This is a genomic window from Solihabitans fulvus, from assembly GCF_008386585.1.
Lineage (GTDB): Bacteria > Actinomycetota > Actinomycetes > Mycobacteriales > Pseudonocardiaceae > Solihabitans > Solihabitans fulvus.
In genome coordinates, this window is sequence record NZ_VUOB01000038.1 from 113794 (window position 1) to 128081 (window position 14288).

The 14288-nt window shown below is 70.1% G+C and carries 15 protein-coding genes; 12 read left to right on the forward strand and 3 right to left on the reverse strand.

Annotated features, from left to right (window positions below; translation table 11 throughout):
* Positions 1-115 precede the first annotated feature (115 nt).
* The 6 genes from F0L68_RS21355 (at position 116) to F0L68_RS21380 (ending at position 6145) form a co-directional block, all read left to right on the forward strand.
* Complete coding sequence (locus F0L68_RS21355) at positions 116-1039, forward strand: ABC transporter ATP-binding protein (protein WP_149851396.1); 924 nt, start codon at positions 116-118, stop codon at positions 1037-1039.
* Positions 1036-2082 (forward strand): ABC transporter permease, encoded by a 1047-nt coding sequence (locus F0L68_RS21360; protein ID WP_149851397.1) that lies wholly within the window; start codon positions 1036-1038, stop codon positions 2080-2082. The genes F0L68_RS21355 and F0L68_RS21360 overlap by 4 nt, the downstream gene beginning before the upstream one ends.
* A gap of 114 nt (positions 2083-2196) precedes the next feature.
* Positions 2197-3018, forward strand: coding sequence for an alpha/beta fold hydrolase (locus F0L68_RS21365; protein ID WP_149851398.1), 822 nt, complete (start codon positions 2197-2199; stop codon positions 3016-3018).
* Positions 3019-3096: 78 nt separating this feature from the next.
* On the forward strand, positions 3097-3426 hold the full coding sequence (locus F0L68_RS21370; RefSeq protein ID WP_149851399.1) for a DUF3817 domain-containing protein: 330 nt from the start codon (positions 3097-3099) through the stop codon (positions 3424-3426).
* A gap of 144 nt (positions 3427-3570) precedes the next feature.
* Positions 3571-4347: a response regulator transcription factor gene (locus F0L68_RS21375; protein ID WP_188316719.1), complete on the forward strand. Its 777-nt coding sequence runs from the start codon at positions 3571-3573 to the stop codon at positions 4345-4347.
* Between the two features lie 235 nt (positions 4348-4582).
* Entirely contained in the window at positions 4583-6145 is a 1563-nt protein-coding gene (locus tag F0L68_RS21380; protein WP_149851401.1) for a peroxidase family protein, read from the forward strand.
* Here F0L68_RS21380 and F0L68_RS21385 read toward each other — a convergent pair.
* Positions 6139-7359, reverse strand: a complete 1221-nt coding sequence (locus tag F0L68_RS21385; RefSeq protein WP_223199000.1) for a phosphotransferase family protein — start codon at positions 7357-7359, stop codon at positions 6139-6141. The two genes, F0L68_RS21380 and F0L68_RS21385, sit on opposite strands and share 7 nt — an antisense overlap.
* 144 nt (positions 7360-7503) lie before the next feature.
* Between F0L68_RS21385 and F0L68_RS21390 the strand changes: the two genes are divergently transcribed.
* On the forward strand, positions 7504-7953 hold the full coding sequence (locus tag F0L68_RS21390; protein WP_188316720.1) for a hypothetical protein: 450 nt from the start codon (positions 7504-7506) through the stop codon (positions 7951-7953).
* Positions 7954-8023: 70 nt separating this feature from the next.
* Complete coding sequence (locus F0L68_RS21395) at positions 8024-8731, forward strand: TetR/AcrR family transcriptional regulator (RefSeq protein WP_223199017.1); 708 nt, start codon at positions 8024-8026, stop codon at positions 8729-8731.
* Positions 8732-8826: 95 nt separating this feature from the next.
* Here the strand turns inward: F0L68_RS21395 and tnpA are convergent, their stop codons facing one another.
* A complete protein-coding gene (gene tnpA / locus F0L68_RS21400) occupies positions 8827-9243 on the reverse strand; it encodes an IS200/IS605 family transposase (protein ID WP_149851403.1) in 417 nt (138 codons plus the stop codon).
* Positions 9244-9268: 25 nt separating this feature from the next.
* Here tnpA and F0L68_RS21405 point away from each other — a divergent pair, with 25 nt between their 5' ends.
* Positions 9269-10465 carry an RNA-guided endonuclease InsQ/TnpB family protein gene (locus F0L68_RS21405; protein ID WP_149851404.1) on the forward strand — a complete coding sequence of 399 codons (1197 nt, stop codon included), beginning with the start codon at positions 9269-9271 and terminating at the stop codon, positions 10463-10465.
* 43 nt (positions 10466-10508) lie between these two features.
* Here F0L68_RS21405 and F0L68_RS21410 read toward each other — a convergent pair whose 3' ends face one another.
* The gene (locus F0L68_RS21410; protein ID WP_149851405.1) at positions 10509-11009 is read right to left on the reverse strand and encodes a MarR family winged helix-turn-helix transcriptional regulator; all 501 of its coding nucleotides are present in this window, start codon (positions 11007-11009) and stop codon (positions 10509-10511) included.
* 69 nt (positions 11010-11078) lie between these two features.
* On the opposite strand from F0L68_RS21410, the gene F0L68_RS21415 reads away from it, so the two are divergent.
* The 3 genes from F0L68_RS21415 (at position 11079) to F0L68_RS21425 (ending at position 14206) form a co-directional block, all read left to right on the forward strand.
* Positions 11079-11378: an MTH1187 family thiamine-binding protein gene (locus F0L68_RS21415; protein WP_149851406.1), complete on the forward strand. Its 300-nt coding sequence runs from the start codon at positions 11079-11081 to the stop codon at positions 11376-11378.
* A 120-nt stretch (positions 11379-11498) separates the two neighbouring features.
* The gene (gene icmA / locus F0L68_RS21420) at positions 11499-13232 is read left to right on the forward strand and encodes a coenzyme B12-dependent isobutyryl-CoA mutase large subunit (RefSeq protein ID WP_223199001.1); all 1734 of its coding nucleotides are present in this window, start codon (positions 11499-11501) and stop codon (positions 13230-13232) included.
* Between the two features lie 92 nt (positions 13233-13324).
* On the forward strand, positions 13325-14206 hold the full coding sequence (locus tag F0L68_RS21425; RefSeq protein WP_149851407.1) for an SCO6745 family protein: 882 nt from the start codon (positions 13325-13327) through the stop codon (positions 14204-14206).
* Positions 14207-14288 lie beyond the last annotated feature (82 nt).

Sequence of the window (14288 nt, forward strand, 5' to 3'; positions counted from 1 at the left end):
CGTCCGCGCCGGACCGTGCGCGCTCAGCAGCCACGACCGGACCGCACCCCTGATTTTTGTCATGGTTGCCGCCGAACATCCGGTGCCGGCGCGTCTCCCGGCTTACCGTCCACCCATGACACGGACACGGGGGCCTGGCGGCACCACGATCGTCGTGGAGGACGTCCACAAGCACTACGGCGACCTGCACGCGGTGGACGGTGTGTCGTTCACCGTCGCCGAAGGCGAGTTCTTCGGCATTCTCGGCCCGAACGGCGCGGGCAAGACGACCACACTGGAGATCGTCGAGGGGTTGCGCTCGCCCGACTCGGGCACGGTGACGCTGCTCGGCGAGGTCCCCTGGCCGAGGAACCCGAAGCTGCTGCCGAGGATCGGCGTGCAGCTCCAGGCGTCCTCGTTCTTCGACAAGCTCACCGCGCGTGAGCAGCTGGAGACGTTCGCGTCGCTGTACGGGGTCAGCAAGGCCACCGCCGCGGAGACCCTCGAACTCGTCGGCCTGACCGACAAGGCCGACACGCGGGAGAACAAGCTGTCCGGCGGGCAGCGGCAGCGGCTGTCCATCGCCTGCGCGCTCGCGCACGACCCGGACGTGCTGTTCCTCGACGAGCCGACGGCCGCGCTCGACCCGCAGGCCCGCCGCAACCTGTGGGACGTGCTGCGCGCGATCCAGGGCCGGGGCAAGACGATCGTCTACACCACGCACTACCTGGACGAGGCCGAGATCCTCTGCGACCGGGTCGCGATCATGGACAAGGGCAAGATCCTGGCGATGGACGCGCCCGCCACGCTGGTGCGCGGTCTCGACGCGCCGACGCACATCGTGCTGGCGCACGGCCTGGTCGCCGAGGACGAGGCGCGCGGGTTCGTCGGCGTCGACGACGTGACCGACGACGGCGTGTCGCTGACCATGTCCACCCGCAAGCCCGCCCCGGTGCTGACCGTGCTGGCCGAGCGCGGCGCGCTCGACGGGCTCCAGGTGCGCACCGCGACCCTCGAAGACGTGTTCTTGAACCTGACTGGAAGGGAGTACCGGGCATGACCGCGTTCAGGAGTCTGTCGCTGGCCATGTTCAAGGGCTTCTTCCGCGACAAGGCCGCGTTGTTCTTCACCTTCGTCTTTCCGCTGATCTTCCTCGTGGTGTTCGGGCTGCTGTTCAAGGACGCCGGCACCAGCAAGATCAAGATTGCGGCCGTCGGCGACGGTCCGGTGATCACCGCGCTGGAGAAGTCCGGTGCCGTGGAGCTGGAGCACGTCGACTCACTCGACGCGGCCGTCGCCAAGGTCAAGAACGGCGACCTGCCCGCCGTGGTCGCCCAGCAGGGTGACTCCGTGGTCCTGCGCTTCGCCGCCAGCGACCAGGCCAAGTCCGGCACGGTGCTCGGGCTGGTCGCCGGCGTGGTGGACCAGGCGAACCTCGCCGCGACCGGTCAGCCGCCGAAGCTGAAGCTCGACCCGGCCAGGGTCGAGGACAGCTCGCTGAAGCCCATCCAGTTCCTCACGCCGGGCCTGCTGTCCTGGGGGCTGGCCACCTCGGCGGTCTTCGGCGCCGCGCTGACCCTGGTCAACTGGCGCAAGAAGCAGGTGCTGCGGCGCATCCGGCTCGCGCCGGTCGGCACGCCGACGGTGCTCAGCTCGCGACTGTTGGTCAGCGTGGGTGTCGCCGTGGTGCAGGCGGCGCTGTTCGTGACGATCGCCTCGACGCCGTTGTTCGGCCTGAAGCTGTCCGGGCAGTGGTGGCTCGGGCTGCCGATGCTGGTGCTCGGCACGCTGTCGTTCTTCTCCATCGGCATGCTGGTCGGGTCCTTCGCCAAGACCGAGGAGGCCGCGACCGCGTTCGCCAACCTCCTGGTGCTGCCGATGGCGTTCCTGTCCGGCACGTTCTTCCCGTTGGACAGCGCGCCGGCGTGGCTGAAGACTGTGTCGAACGTGTTGCCGCTCAAGCACTTGAACGAGGGAATGCTGAACGTTCTGGTGCGCGGCAAGGGAATCGACTCGCTGCTGGTGCCCGGCGGCATCCTGATCGGCTTCACCCTGGTGGTCGGCGTCATCGCCGCGAAGTTCTTCCGATGGGAAGACGCGTGACCCGATAGGTATCGGCATTACCTCACTGGTAATCGATCTTGCTGCCCCGCTCGGTCAGGATGATCTCCGAGCGGGGCGGCAAGGAACGGGGCCCCGGACGACTGGAGGCCCGCAATGCCTTTCCTCACCACCAACGACGGCACAAGCCTGTTCTACAAGGACTGGGGCAGCGGCTCGCCGGTAGTCTTCGCGCACAGTTGGTCGCTCAGCTCGCAGATGTGGCAGTACCAGATGCTGCACCTGGCCGAACACGGCCAGCGGTGCGTCGCCCTCGACCGGCGCGGCCACGGACGGTCGGACCAGCCCTGGGACGGCTACGACATCGACACGCTCGCCGACGACCTCGCCGCCCTCCTGGACCGCCTCGACCTGCGCGGGGTCACGCTCGTTGGGCACTCGACGGGCACCTGCGAGGTGGTCCGCTACCTGTCCAGGCACGGCGCAGACCGCGTCGCGCGGATCGTGCTGGTCTCGTGCGTCACGCCGTTCATGCTGAAGACGCCGGACAACCCGGACGGGTTCGACGTGAGCGTGTTCGAGGACAGCAGGGCGTTGTGGCACAGGGACTTCCCCCTCTGGGTCGCCGAGGTCGCCGGGCCGTTCTCCGGTGTTGGGCTGCCCGGCAACCAGATCTCGCCGGCGCTGGTTGACGCGGGGATCGCCGACGCCCGCACAGTGTCGACGAGGGCGATGATCGAGATCAGTCACACCATCACGGAGACGGACTTCCGCGCCGAGATGCGCGAGATCACCGTGCCCGCGCTGGTCATCCACGGCGGCGAGGACATGTTCAACCCGCTCGACCTGTGCGGGCGGCGCTCGGCCGAGCTGATCCCGGACAGCCGGCTCGAGGTGTACGAGGACGGCCCGCACGGCCTGCACCTGACCCACCTCGACCGACTCAACGCGGATCTGCTCGACTTCGTCACGCGGTAGGCGGGCGAGGGACCCCGGGGGCTGCGTGAGCCGGCTCACGCAGCACACTGGGGTGACCGCATACCCTGAGGAGCGCCCGTGTTCAGCAGCCCAGGAAGCCGTTTCCGCTTCGTCGCGATGGCCGAGGCCGTGTCCTGGGCCGGCCTGCTGGTCGGCATGCTGTTCAAGCATGTGATCGGGTCGGGGGATGTCGGCGTGAAGATCTTCGGCCCGATCCACGGCGTCGTGTTCGTCTGCTACGTGCTGGTCGCCCTGCTGGTGCGCGAGCCGCTCGGTTGGGACGGGCGCACCACGAGGCTGGCGCTGCTGGCGAGCATCCCGCCGTTCGGTTCGGTCTTCTTCGAGCGGTGGGCGGCCAGGACCGGCCGGCTCGAGGTCGTCGCTGAGGCGCGCGTCACCCAGGACTGACGCGGCCTCTCGGCGGTTGACTGCCCCCTGTGGGCGAATGAAAACTTTGCTGCACGGATGTCCCACCCGGGCCGCCACCCTGGGAGGCGCGCCATGGCAGAACTCTGCCGGCCGACTCGCGTAGCAGTGCACTGCCATCATCGGATGCACGGTGAGACGCTGGCCAGCTGGCTGAGCGCGCTGGCCGGCTATTCGGTGGTCGGCATCGTGTCGACGGGCCCCTGTCTGTTACAGCTGTGCGTGCTGCGCGCGCCGGACATCGCGCTGCTGCGCACGAAGGCCGCCGACGACGAGGAGCTGGCGCTGGTGCGCAAGCTCCGCGCGGATCATCCCGGGCTGCGCGTCATCGGCCTCCAGTACCCGTTCGACCCGCAGGAGTCGCTGCGCCTGCACCACGCCGGCGTGCACCGGCTGGTGAGCCTGCGGTCCGACCTCTCGGTGCTGTTCGCGGCGCTGGAGGACCTCCGGCAGCACGGCGAGTTCGCCAACCGCCGCCCGCGCCTGACCGACCGCGAGCTCGAGGTGCTCGCGCTGGTCTGCGGCGGCTACTCGGTGGAGCGGATCGCGCCGGTGCTGAACATCAGCCCGCACACGGTGGCCAACTTCAAGCGGCGGATCTTCGCCAAGCTCGAGGTGCAGAGCCGGACGCAGGCGGCGGTCGAGGCGGAGCGGCTCGGCCTGCTGCGCGTCGGGACCCCGTCGCCCGAGCGCGGCGGGCCGCCGTCGCTGACCTCGCGCGACCGGGACATCCTCGCGTCGATCGCGCGGGGCGAGTCGGTGCGGCAGACCGCGAACGCGCTGGGCATCGCGATGAAGACGGTGCAGAGCGAGCAGCGGAACCTGTTCTTCAAGCTCGGGGTCGCCAACCGGGCCGAGGCCCTGTTCCGGGCCAGGGCGCTCGGCCTGGTCGACGACTGCTAGTTCTCCCTGTGGTGGCCCGTGGTTCTCGGGCGATGCGTGCCCACGTCTGCTCTGTGGCTCTGTGGCTCTGTGGCTTTGCGGTGCCCGGTGGCAGCCCCCTGTGTCGCGTCCCGTGCGCCGCACTAGGCGATTCGTGTCCGCCTAGGTCCCTTACGTCCGTGTGGTTCTCCCGGCCGGGCAAGCAGACTGTCGATCGCGACACGCGAACCGATCCAACCCTGCGGGAGAGGTTGCTGTGAGTGCGATCGATGAGACCGGCCAGCCGCACGGCGGTCTGAGCCGGCGAGGATTCCTGTCCGGGTTCGCGGCCGGGGCGGCCGGGGCGATCGCCCTGCCGACGGCCGCAAGCTCCGCGGCCGAGCTCCAGGTGGGGCCCGACACCTCGCCCGGATTCTTCGGCCGAATGTTTCCCACCCTGCCGCCGTTTGCCGCGGACAGTCCCGCCGTGCGGGACGCGCTGCTGGCGATGGGCGCCGCCGGCGGCCCGCTGGACGCCAAGGACCCGTTGGAGTTGGGCCCGATCGGGCTCATCACCAATCCGGCCGCGAGCAAGAACAACCGGGACAACCCGTTCCACACAGCGGGAACCACGTTCTTCGGCCAGTTCGTCGACCACGACCTCACCTTCGACGTCTCCTCGCGGCTCGCGGTGCCGCAGGAGCCGTTGCAGTCGCCGAACGGGCGCGTGCCGACGCTGGACCTCGACCCGGTGTACGGCGGCGGCCCGGTGGCCAGCCCGGAGCTGTACGACCCGGCCGACCGCGCGAAGCTGCTGGTGGAGACCAACGGGCAGTTCGAGGACCTGCCGCGCCGCGCGGACAGCACGGCGATCATCGGCGATCCGCGCAACGACGAGAACCTCATGGTCGCCGGCCTGCACGCCGCGTTCCTGTTGTTCCACAACAAGGTCGTCGATCGGCTGCGCGCCGGCGGCACCCCGCAGGACCAGCTGTTCGCGGCCGCGCGGCAACTGGTCACCTGGCACTACCAGTGGATCGTGCTGCACACGTTCGTCCCGCAGATCTGCGGCTTCGGCATACAGCAGGAGGTGCTGTTCCACGGTCGCCGGTTCTACCGGCCGGGCCAGGGGCACTACTACATCCCGGTGGAGTTCCAGGGCGCGGCCTACCGCTTCGGGCACAGCATGGTGCGGCCGTCCTATCGGGCGAATCTCAAGGGGGACACGGGGAATCCGTTCTTCGGGTTCATCTTCGACCCGTCCGGCGAAGGCCAGCCGGATCCCGTCGACCTGCGCGGCGGGGCACGCGCCGCACGCCGCTTCATCGGCTGGCAGACGTTCTTCGACTTCCGCGACGGCCAGGTCAAGACGAACAAGCGGATCGACACCAGGATCTCCACCCCGCTGTTCCAGGTGCCGCTCGCGGGGATTCCCGGGCACCAGCCACCGGTCGCCCTGCCGCAGCGCAACCTGTTGCGGCACATCACCTGGTCGCTCCCGTCCGGACAGTCGGTCGCCGCCGCGATGGGGATTCCGGTGCTCGGGCCGGACGTGTTCCCCGAGCTGGCCCAGTACGGCGTCGGCTTCGAGCGCAGCACTCCGCTCTGGTACTACGTGCTCAGGGAGGCGGAGTACCTCAACGACGGGATCTCACTGGCCGGCGCGGGCGCGCGACTGGTGGCCGAGGTGATCATCGGGCTGCTGGAACTGGACTCCGCCTCGTTCCTGGCCTCCAGTGCGTCGTGGACGCCGACGCTGCCGCGCCGCAACGCCGACGACTTCGACATGGTCGACCTGCTCACCTTCGCCGGGGTCGACCCAGCCAGCCGCGGTCAGTGACGGCGGTGGTTGGCGGCGAGGGCGAGCCGGAGCTGGGCTGCCGGGTCGCCCTCGTGGTAGCGGCGCTCGCTCTCCTCGATGCCGTCCAGGAACTCCTGGTAGCGCAGCGCGGCGCGCAGGTGCGCGACGGGTTCGAGGGGCCGTAGCGCCGCCGAGGGGTCGCTGCTGGGGACGTGCTCCCGCCAGGTGCGCACCCACGCGGCCTCGGCGGCCGTCGCGGCGGCCTCGGCCAGGAAGTCCCGCAGCCGCAACAGGTCCAGCGCCGGGTGGTCGACGCGCGCGTCGGACCAGTCCACGACGACGTGCCGGTCGCCGTCGGAACGCCAGTTGCCGCAGTGGAAGTCCCCGTGCACCACGGTGGCCGGCAGCCCCGCCCCGGCTGCCTCGGCGAGCAGCCGGGGCAGCGTGTCGATCAGCTCCTCCGCGTCGGCCAGTTCCGCCGGGGTCAGGTCGTCGGCCACGGGGCCGCGCACCAGGTCGCGCACCCGGTCGGCCAGGTCCGCTGGCTCGACGCGGGGCAGCGCCGAGGCGCGGCCGGCGAGCGCGGCCTGCGCGGCGACCCACCGCCGCACGACCGCGACCGCGGTGTCCGCGTCCGCTCCCCAGCAGTCCGCGCCGTCGACGTGAGCCAGCAGCACGCGTCGGGTGTCGGGATCCCCGGCGAGCACCGGCGGCACGATGCCGGGGTCGACCTCCGCGACGAGCCCGATGACGGTCGACTCCGGGGTGGTGAACGGCGCGGTCGCCTTGGCCCACACCGGGCCCGTGTCGGTCGGCAGCCGCAGCAGGCAGGACAGGTTCCACGTCTTGGTCTGCTCGGCCGGCCCGGTGACCGACCTGCCGGCGGCGGCGAGCGCGGCGCGCGCCCACTCGGCCAGCGCGGCGGGCCCGCCGGGGTTGGCCCAGGCCGCCCGCAGCGGGTGCGCGGCGAACAGCGCGTCCGGCGGGGCCTGCGCGGTGTCCAGCGTGCCGGGGACGGGCGCGTGCGCGACCTCCACGTGGTAGCTGACCAGGCCGTCGCGCGGCGCGGTCGCGCTGGTGGTGTCCAGCAGCCGCAGCACATTGGCCGGCGTGCCCAGCCGCGCGGTGAGGTGCGCGGCGACGGGCTCGACGTCCGCCCACCACGGGCTGTCCACCCGGAACTCCGGCGCCACCCCGAGGTAACGCCCGTCGAGGGTCACCACCGCGCGCGCCACTCGACCGCTCTCCGTCACGCGCGGCACCCTGCCCGGCGCGCGCCGCCCCGGCAACCGAGTTCTCCGTGACCCGGGTCTCTCGATTCGTACTTGAACGCGTTCAAAAGTGGCTCTACGCTGCTGTCGTACCGAAAAGTGAACACGTTCAAAACTGGAGTCCAGATGGACCTGCTCGTCGTCACCTACATCGCGTACATCGTCATTAGCGTCGCCCTGACGGTCTGGGTCGCCCGAACGCTCGCGCGCAACGGCCGGGTCTTCCTCGTCGACGTCTTCAAGGGCAACGACCAACTCGCCGACTCGGTCAACCACCTGCTCGTGGTCGGCTTCTACCTCGTCAACTTCGGCTTCGTGGCCTGGTACCTGCGCACCACCGACTCGGTCGGGCAGGCACGGCAGGTCTTCGAGACGCTCTCGTTCAAGATCGGCACCGTGCTGCTCGTGCTCGGCTTCCTGCACTTCGGCAACGTGTTCGTGTTCAACAAGCTCCGCCGCAGGGGCGTCGAGCAGGCCAGGCTCGACAAGCTGGCTGCGGCCCCGATGCCGGCCCCGGCGCCGGTCCCGGTGCCGGCACCCATGGCGCCGCTGTTCCCGCCGGTCCCGCCGAAGTAGCCGGTCGGCGGCGGGCGGCTACGGTGAACCGGTGGAGGAAGCCGTGCCGAGTCCGGTCGCCGAGGGTGGCGTGGACGAGGGTCCCGACGAGGGCCCGTCCAGGACCGCCAAGAGTGAGCAGACCAGGAACCTCATCGTCGAGACGGCACTGCGACTGTTCCGCGAGAACGGCTACGACCGGACCACCATGCGAGCCATCGCGCGGGAGGCCGGGGTGTCGGTCGGCAACGCGTACTACTACTTCGGCTCCAAGGAGCACCTGGTTCAGGGGTTCTACGACCGCATCCAGGAGCTGCACCACGAGGCCTGCATCGAGATCCTCGCCACCGAGAAGGGGATCGGCGCCAGGCTACGAGGGGTGCTGTTGGCCTGGCTCGACATCGCCGAGCCATACCATCAGTTCGCGGTGCAGTTCTTCAAGAACGCGGCCGACCCGACCAGCCCGCTCAGCCCGTTCTCCGAGCAGTCGGAGCCGGCGCGCGCGGCCAGCATCGCCCTGTACCGGGAGGTGCTGGCCGGCGCGACCAGCAAGCTCGACCCCGAGCTGCGCGAGGACCTGCCCGAGCTGATGTGGCTGCACCAGATGGTGGTGGTGCTGTTCTGGGTGCACGACCGGTCCCCGAACAGCGCCAACACCAGGATGTTCATCCGTCGCAGCACACCGCTGTTCGAGAAGCTGCTCAGGCTGTCCCGGCTGCGCGTGCTGCGCTCGCTGACCCGCGAGGGCGTGCAGCTGTTCCGCGACTTCGGGTGGATCAAGGGAAAGCCGTCGGGCTGACCCAGGACCGCTACCGGGATGGGGGACAGTGCTCCGCTCTTCAGGGCGGGGGTGAAGGCACGCGCTGAGAGGGCCGCCAAGGCCCGAGCGGTGCCCTAAACCGGACGGTTTTGCTGCTCGATGTACTGCCGGAGAACGCTGATCGGCGCACCGCCGACCGAGCCGGCGAAGTACGACCCGGACCACAGTCGTGGCGCCCGCCAGTAGTGCCGGACCAGGTCGGGGAACTCCTGCCGCATTCTGCGGGAGGACACGCCCTTGAGGCTGTTGACCAGCCTGGACAGCGCGATCTTGGGAGGGAAGTTGACCAGCAGGTGCACGTGGTTGGCCTCCCCGTTGAACTCCACCAACGTGGTCTCGAAGTCCTCACATACTGCCCGCATGATCTCTTCCATCCGGGTCAGGTGCCGCCCGGTGAACACCTTGTGTCGAAACTTCGTCACGAAAACCAAGTGCGCATGCAGCGCGAAAACACAGTGCCGGCCAGTGCGAACACCCTCAAGATCAGCCATGAAACCAACCGTTTAGGTTGGGGTCGTGCAGCTCCGGTACAACTACCGCGTCTACCTGACGCCGGCTCAGCGGGACGCGCTGGGCAGGGCGTTCGGGTGTGCGCGGGTGGTGTTCAACGACGGGTTGCGCGCACGCCAGACAGTGCGGGAACAGGGCCTGCCGTACCTCTCGGACGGGGAACTGTCCAAGCAGGTCATCACCCACGCCAAGACCATGCCCGAGCGGGCGTGGCTGGGCGAGGTGTCAGCGGTGGTGCTGCAACAGGCCCTGGCCGACCTGAACACCGCCTACCGGAACTTCTTCGCTTCTGTGTCCGGAAAGCGGAAAGGCCGGCGCCTGGCTCCGCCACGGTTCCGGTCCCGCAAGGACAACCGGCAGGCCATCCGGTTCACCGCCAACGCCCGGTTCCGGGTGCTGGACAACGGCCGGCTGCGGCTGCCGAAGATCGGCGATGTGCCCGTGCGCTGGTCGCGGAGCCTGCCCTCCGCGCCGTCGAGCGTGACGGTCATCCAGGACGCGGCGGGCCGGCACTTCGCCTCGTTCGTCGTGCAGACCGAGGACGCACCGCTACCCGAGCTGGACACCGAGGTCGGCATCGACCTGGGGCTGACCACGTTCGCGGTGCTGTCGGACGGCAAGACGATCACCTCCCCGAAGTTCCTGCGTCGCGCGGAACGCGCGCTGCGCAAGGCGCAGCAGAACCTGTCCCGCAAGCGGAAAGGCAGCGCGAACCGGGCCAAGGCCCGCGTTCAGGTCGCTCGGGTGCACGCCCGGGTACGCAACGCCCGCGCCGACTGGGCGCACAAACACACCACGGCGATCATCCGCGACAACCAAGCGGTGTACGTCGAGGATCTGTGCGTCACGGGGCTGGCCCGCACCCGGCTGGCGAAGTCCGTGCACGATGCCGGGTGGGGGCTGTTCACCCGGCTCCTTCAGGAGAAAGCCACCCGGTACGGGCGCACGTTTGGAAAGGTGGATCGGTTCTTCCCGTCATCGCAGACGTGCTCGGCGTGCGGGGCGGTCGACGGGAAGAAGCCCCTGCACGTGCGCGTGTGGACATGCCGATGCGGTGTGACCCACGACCGGGACCTCAACGCCGCGAAGAACATCCTGGCCGCCGGACGGGCGGACAGGCCAACGCCTGTGGAGCTGATGTCAGACGGGACCCCGGTCCCGCAGTCGGCCGTGAAGCAGGAACCCGCCGGGACCGCCGCGTAAGCGACGGAGGCCGGAATCCCTGCCCTTCAGGGCGGAGAGGACGTCAATCGAAGTCGCCGACCGCGTGCCGGACCTTGGCGAGCAGGTCGGTCAGCTGGTCGGTCTGCTTCTCGTTCAGCCCGCGCAGACCGAAGTCGACCGCCGTGACGGAGTGGGTGGCCGCCTCCCGGCGGGCCCGGCCGGCGTCGGTGATCTCGACCAGGGTGGTGCGGCGGTCGGTCGGGTGCGGGTTGCGGCGCACCAGGCCGTCGTTTTCCAGCCGGTCCACGATGTTGGTGACGCTGGTCGGGTGCAGTTGCAGCCGCTCGCCCATCACCCGCATCGGCAGGCTGCCCTGGCGCGAGAAGGTCAACAGCACCAACGCCTCGTAGCGCGCGAACGTGAGGCCGTGCGGCTTCAGCGCCGCGTCGACGGCGGACTGGATGATCTGCTGCACCCGCATGACGCTCGTCACAGCGGCCATCGAGGTCGACGAGCCGATGTGCTTCTCCCAGAGTTCGGCCGCGCGGGCAATCGGGTCGAACGGCAGCGGCTGGGAGGTCATGGGGTCCGAAGCTACCAGCGGGTACCCGGGATGATGTTGGTGCCAGTCGAAATCACTCGGGGAGGACCTGTGCTCGTCGCGTTCAGTGTGAGCCCGCTCGGCGGGGAGTCCGACAGCGTGGCCGAGGCGGTCGCGGAGGCGGTGCGGGTGGTGCGGGAGTCGGGGCTGCCCAACGAGACCACCGCCATGTTCACCACCATCGAGGGCGAGTGGGACGAGGTGATGGCCGTGGTCAAGCGGGCGACCGAGGTCCTCCAGGCCCGCGCGCCCCGGGTCAGCCTGGTGCTCAAGGCGGACATCCGGCCCGGCCACACCGGGCAGCTCACGGCCAAGGTCGAGCGGATCGAACAGCACCTCGCCAACGGGTGAGGCCGCCGGGGACGGCGGTCCAGGCCGCCTCCCCGGTCATCCCTCGGTGACGTGCGCCACGGTGGCGACGGATAGTTGGACGTCCTACTATCTGAGTACCGACGAGACCCGGAGGTCGCGGTGCCCGCACAGGGGTATGACGACAACTACGCCGACATTGATGCCGGCCGCGAGCGCTGGCAGCAGCGGTACGCGGACGCCGAGGCCAAGGGCCGGGTCCGCGACGCCGACTTCACCACCCTGTCCGGGGTCGAGGTGGAGCCCGTCTACGGCCCCCGCCCCGGCGAGAACGTCGAGGGCTTCGAGCGCATCGGCTGGCCGGGTGAGTTCCCGTTCACCCGGGGCCTGCACGCCACCGGCTACCGGGGCAAGAACTGGACGATCCGCCAGTTCGCCGGCTTCGGCAACGCCGAGCAGACCAACGAGCGCTACAAGATGATCCTGGCGCGCGGCGGCGGCGGCCTCTCCGTCGCGTTCGACATGCCCACGCTGATGGGCCGCGACTCCGACGACTCGCGCGCCCTCGGTGAGGTCGGGCACTGCGGCGTCGCCATCGACTCGGCCGCCGACATGGACGTGCTGTTCCGCGACATCCCGCTGGAGCAGGTCACCACCTCGATGACCATCTCCGGCCCCGCCGTGCCGATCTTCGTCATGTACCTGGTCGCCGCCGAGCGGCAGGGCGCCGACCCGAGCAAGCTCAACGGCACGCTCCAGACCGACATCTTCAAGGAGTACATCGCGCAGAAGGAGTGGCTGTTCGAACCCGAGCCGCACCTGCGCCTCATCGGCGACCTGATGGAGCACTGCGCGCACAACATCCCCGCCTACAAGCCGCTCTCGGTCTCCGGCTACCACATCCGCGAGGCCGGGGCGACGGCCGCGCAGGAGCTGGCCTTCACCCTCGCCGACGGCTTCGGCTACGTCGAACTCGGCCTGTCCCGCGGCCTGGACATCGAGAAGTTCGCGCCAGGACTCAGCTTCTTCTTCGACGCGCACGTCGACTTCTTCGAGGAGATCGCGAAGTTCCGTGCCGCGCGGCGGATCTGGGCCCGCTGGCTGCGCGACGTCTACGGCGCCAAGACCGACAAGGCGCAGTCGCTGCGGTTCCACACCCAGACCGCAGGGGTGTCGCTCACCGCGCAGCAGCCAGACAACAACATCACGCGCACCGCGGTCGAGGCGCTCGCCGCCGTGCTCGGCGGCACGAACTCCTTGCACACCAACGCCCTCGACGAGGTGCTGGCGCTGCCGAGCGAGAAGGCCGCGCAGATCGCGCTGCGCACCCAGCAGGTGATCATGGAGGAGACCGGCGTCAGCAACGTCGCCGACCCGCTCGGCGGCTCCTGGTACGTCGAGGCGCTGACCGACAAGATCGAGGCCGAGGCCGAGCGGATCTTCGACCGCATCAAGGACATGGCCAAGGCCGCCGTTCCGTCCGGCAACCACCCCATCGGCGAGATGACCTCCGGCATCCTGCGCGGCATCGAGGACGGCTGGTTCACCGGCGAGACCGCCGACTCCGCGTTCGCCTACCAGCAGGCGCTGGAGAAGGGCGACAAGAAGATGGTCGGCGTGAACGTGCACACCGAGTCCATCTCCGAGGACCTGGAGATCCTGCGCGTCAGCCACGAGGTCGAGCGCGAGCAGAACCGGGTGCTCGGCAAGCGCCGCGCCGAGCGGGACCAGGCCGAGGTCGACCGCGCGCTCGCCGAGATGGTCCGGGTCGCCAGGGGCGACGGGAACCTGATCGAGCCGATGCTCGCCGCCGCCCGTGCCGAGGCCACCCTCGGCGAGATCTGCAACGTGCTGCGCGAGGAGTGGGGCGTCTACACCGAGCCCGCTAGATTCTAGCCAAACGTCATGTCGTGAAGGGACCCTTCCGGGCACTCAACGTCAGGAAGGGTCCCTTCCTGACACGGTTCCGCGAAGGGCAGCTTCGGACTATGGACGACTTGGCCTCGGCACGGCGAATCTGGGCGCAGCTCGAGCTGTACCACGGTGTCACCTACTTCGGTCGCGAAGGCAGGGCGGTCACCGACGAGCTCGGCTGCAAGGGCGGCTGGATGGGCTACTTCGGCACCAGGGCCGCGCCGCTCGGCGCGGCCTCGCCGGAGCTGGTCACCGCCGTGTTCTACAACTTCCACCCGGCCCGCGTGGCCAGGGCCGTGCCGGACACCTGGCGGATCGCCGCGCCGGAGCGGTACCTGGCTGCGCGGCTGGACGGCGTCGACCGCGCGCTGCGCCGGATTCTCGGCGACGACGTCGTCGCGGGCGACGCGGTGGCCGAGGCGGCCGAGCTGGCCGTGGCCGCCGCCGGGCTCGTCCCGTTGGCCGGTCGCCCGCTCGGCGCGGCCAACGCGGCGCTGCCCTGGTCCGACCAGCCGCACCTGGCGCTGTGGCAGGCCACGACGGTGGTGCGGGAGGCCAGGGGCGACGGGCACTTCGCTGCGCTCAGCGCCGCCCTGCTGGACGGCTGCGAGACGCTGGTCGTCTTCGCGTCCGACCACGGCGTCGACGCGGACTACATGCGGCAGGCGCGCGGCTGGTCGACCGAGGAGTGGGCCGCCGCGACCGACCGCCTGGTCGACCGAGGGCTGTTGACCGAGGCTGGCGGCCTGACTGACGCCGGCCGCGAGCTGCGGGCCTGGGTGGAGCTGCGCACCGACGAGGCGGCCGTCGCACCGTGGACGGCGCTGGGCGCCGACCGCGCGACCCGCCTCGGGGAGCTGCTCGACCCGCTGCTGCGCGACCTCGTCGGCGACAACCGGGCCGTGCTGGACAACCCGATGCTGCCGGACGTCGCCACGGTGTTCGCCGAGCGGTGAGCCGGTGGGCGAGCCGAGGGTGAGTCGGATCGCATCGCGAGGTGCGGGGGACCCAAGCACGTAGTCACCGCGTCGTGCCAGG

Coding starts and splice junctions, on each gene's coding strand:
- F0L68_RS21425 (WP_149851407.1), top strand. CDS start 13,325: ATGGACGACTTGGCCTCGGCACGGCGAATCTGGGCGCAGCTCGAGCTG.
- tnpA (WP_149851403.1), bottom strand. CDS start 9,243: ATGGCTGATCTTGAGGGTGTTCGCACTGGCCGGCACTGTGTTTTCGCG.
- F0L68_RS21360 (WP_149851397.1), top strand. CDS start 1,036: ATGACCGCGTTCAGGAGTCTGTCGCTGGCCATGTTCAAGGGCTTCTTC.
- F0L68_RS21410 (WP_149851405.1), bottom strand. CDS start 11,009: ATGACCTCCCAGCCGCTGCCGTTCGACCCGATTGCCCGCGCGGCCGAA.
- F0L68_RS21355 (WP_149851396.1), top strand. CDS start 116: ATGACACGGACACGGGGGCCTGGCGGCACCACGATCGTCGTGGAGGAC.
- F0L68_RS21375 (WP_188316719.1), top strand. CDS start 3,571: ATGCACGGTGAGACGCTGGCCAGCTGGCTGAGCGCGCTGGCCGGCTAT.
- F0L68_RS21365 (WP_149851398.1), top strand. CDS start 2,197: ATGCCTTTCCTCACCACCAACGACGGCACAAGCCTGTTCTACAAGGAC.
- F0L68_RS21390 (WP_188316720.1), top strand. CDS start 7,504: ATGGACCTGCTCGTCGTCACCTACATCGCGTACATCGTCATTAGCGTC.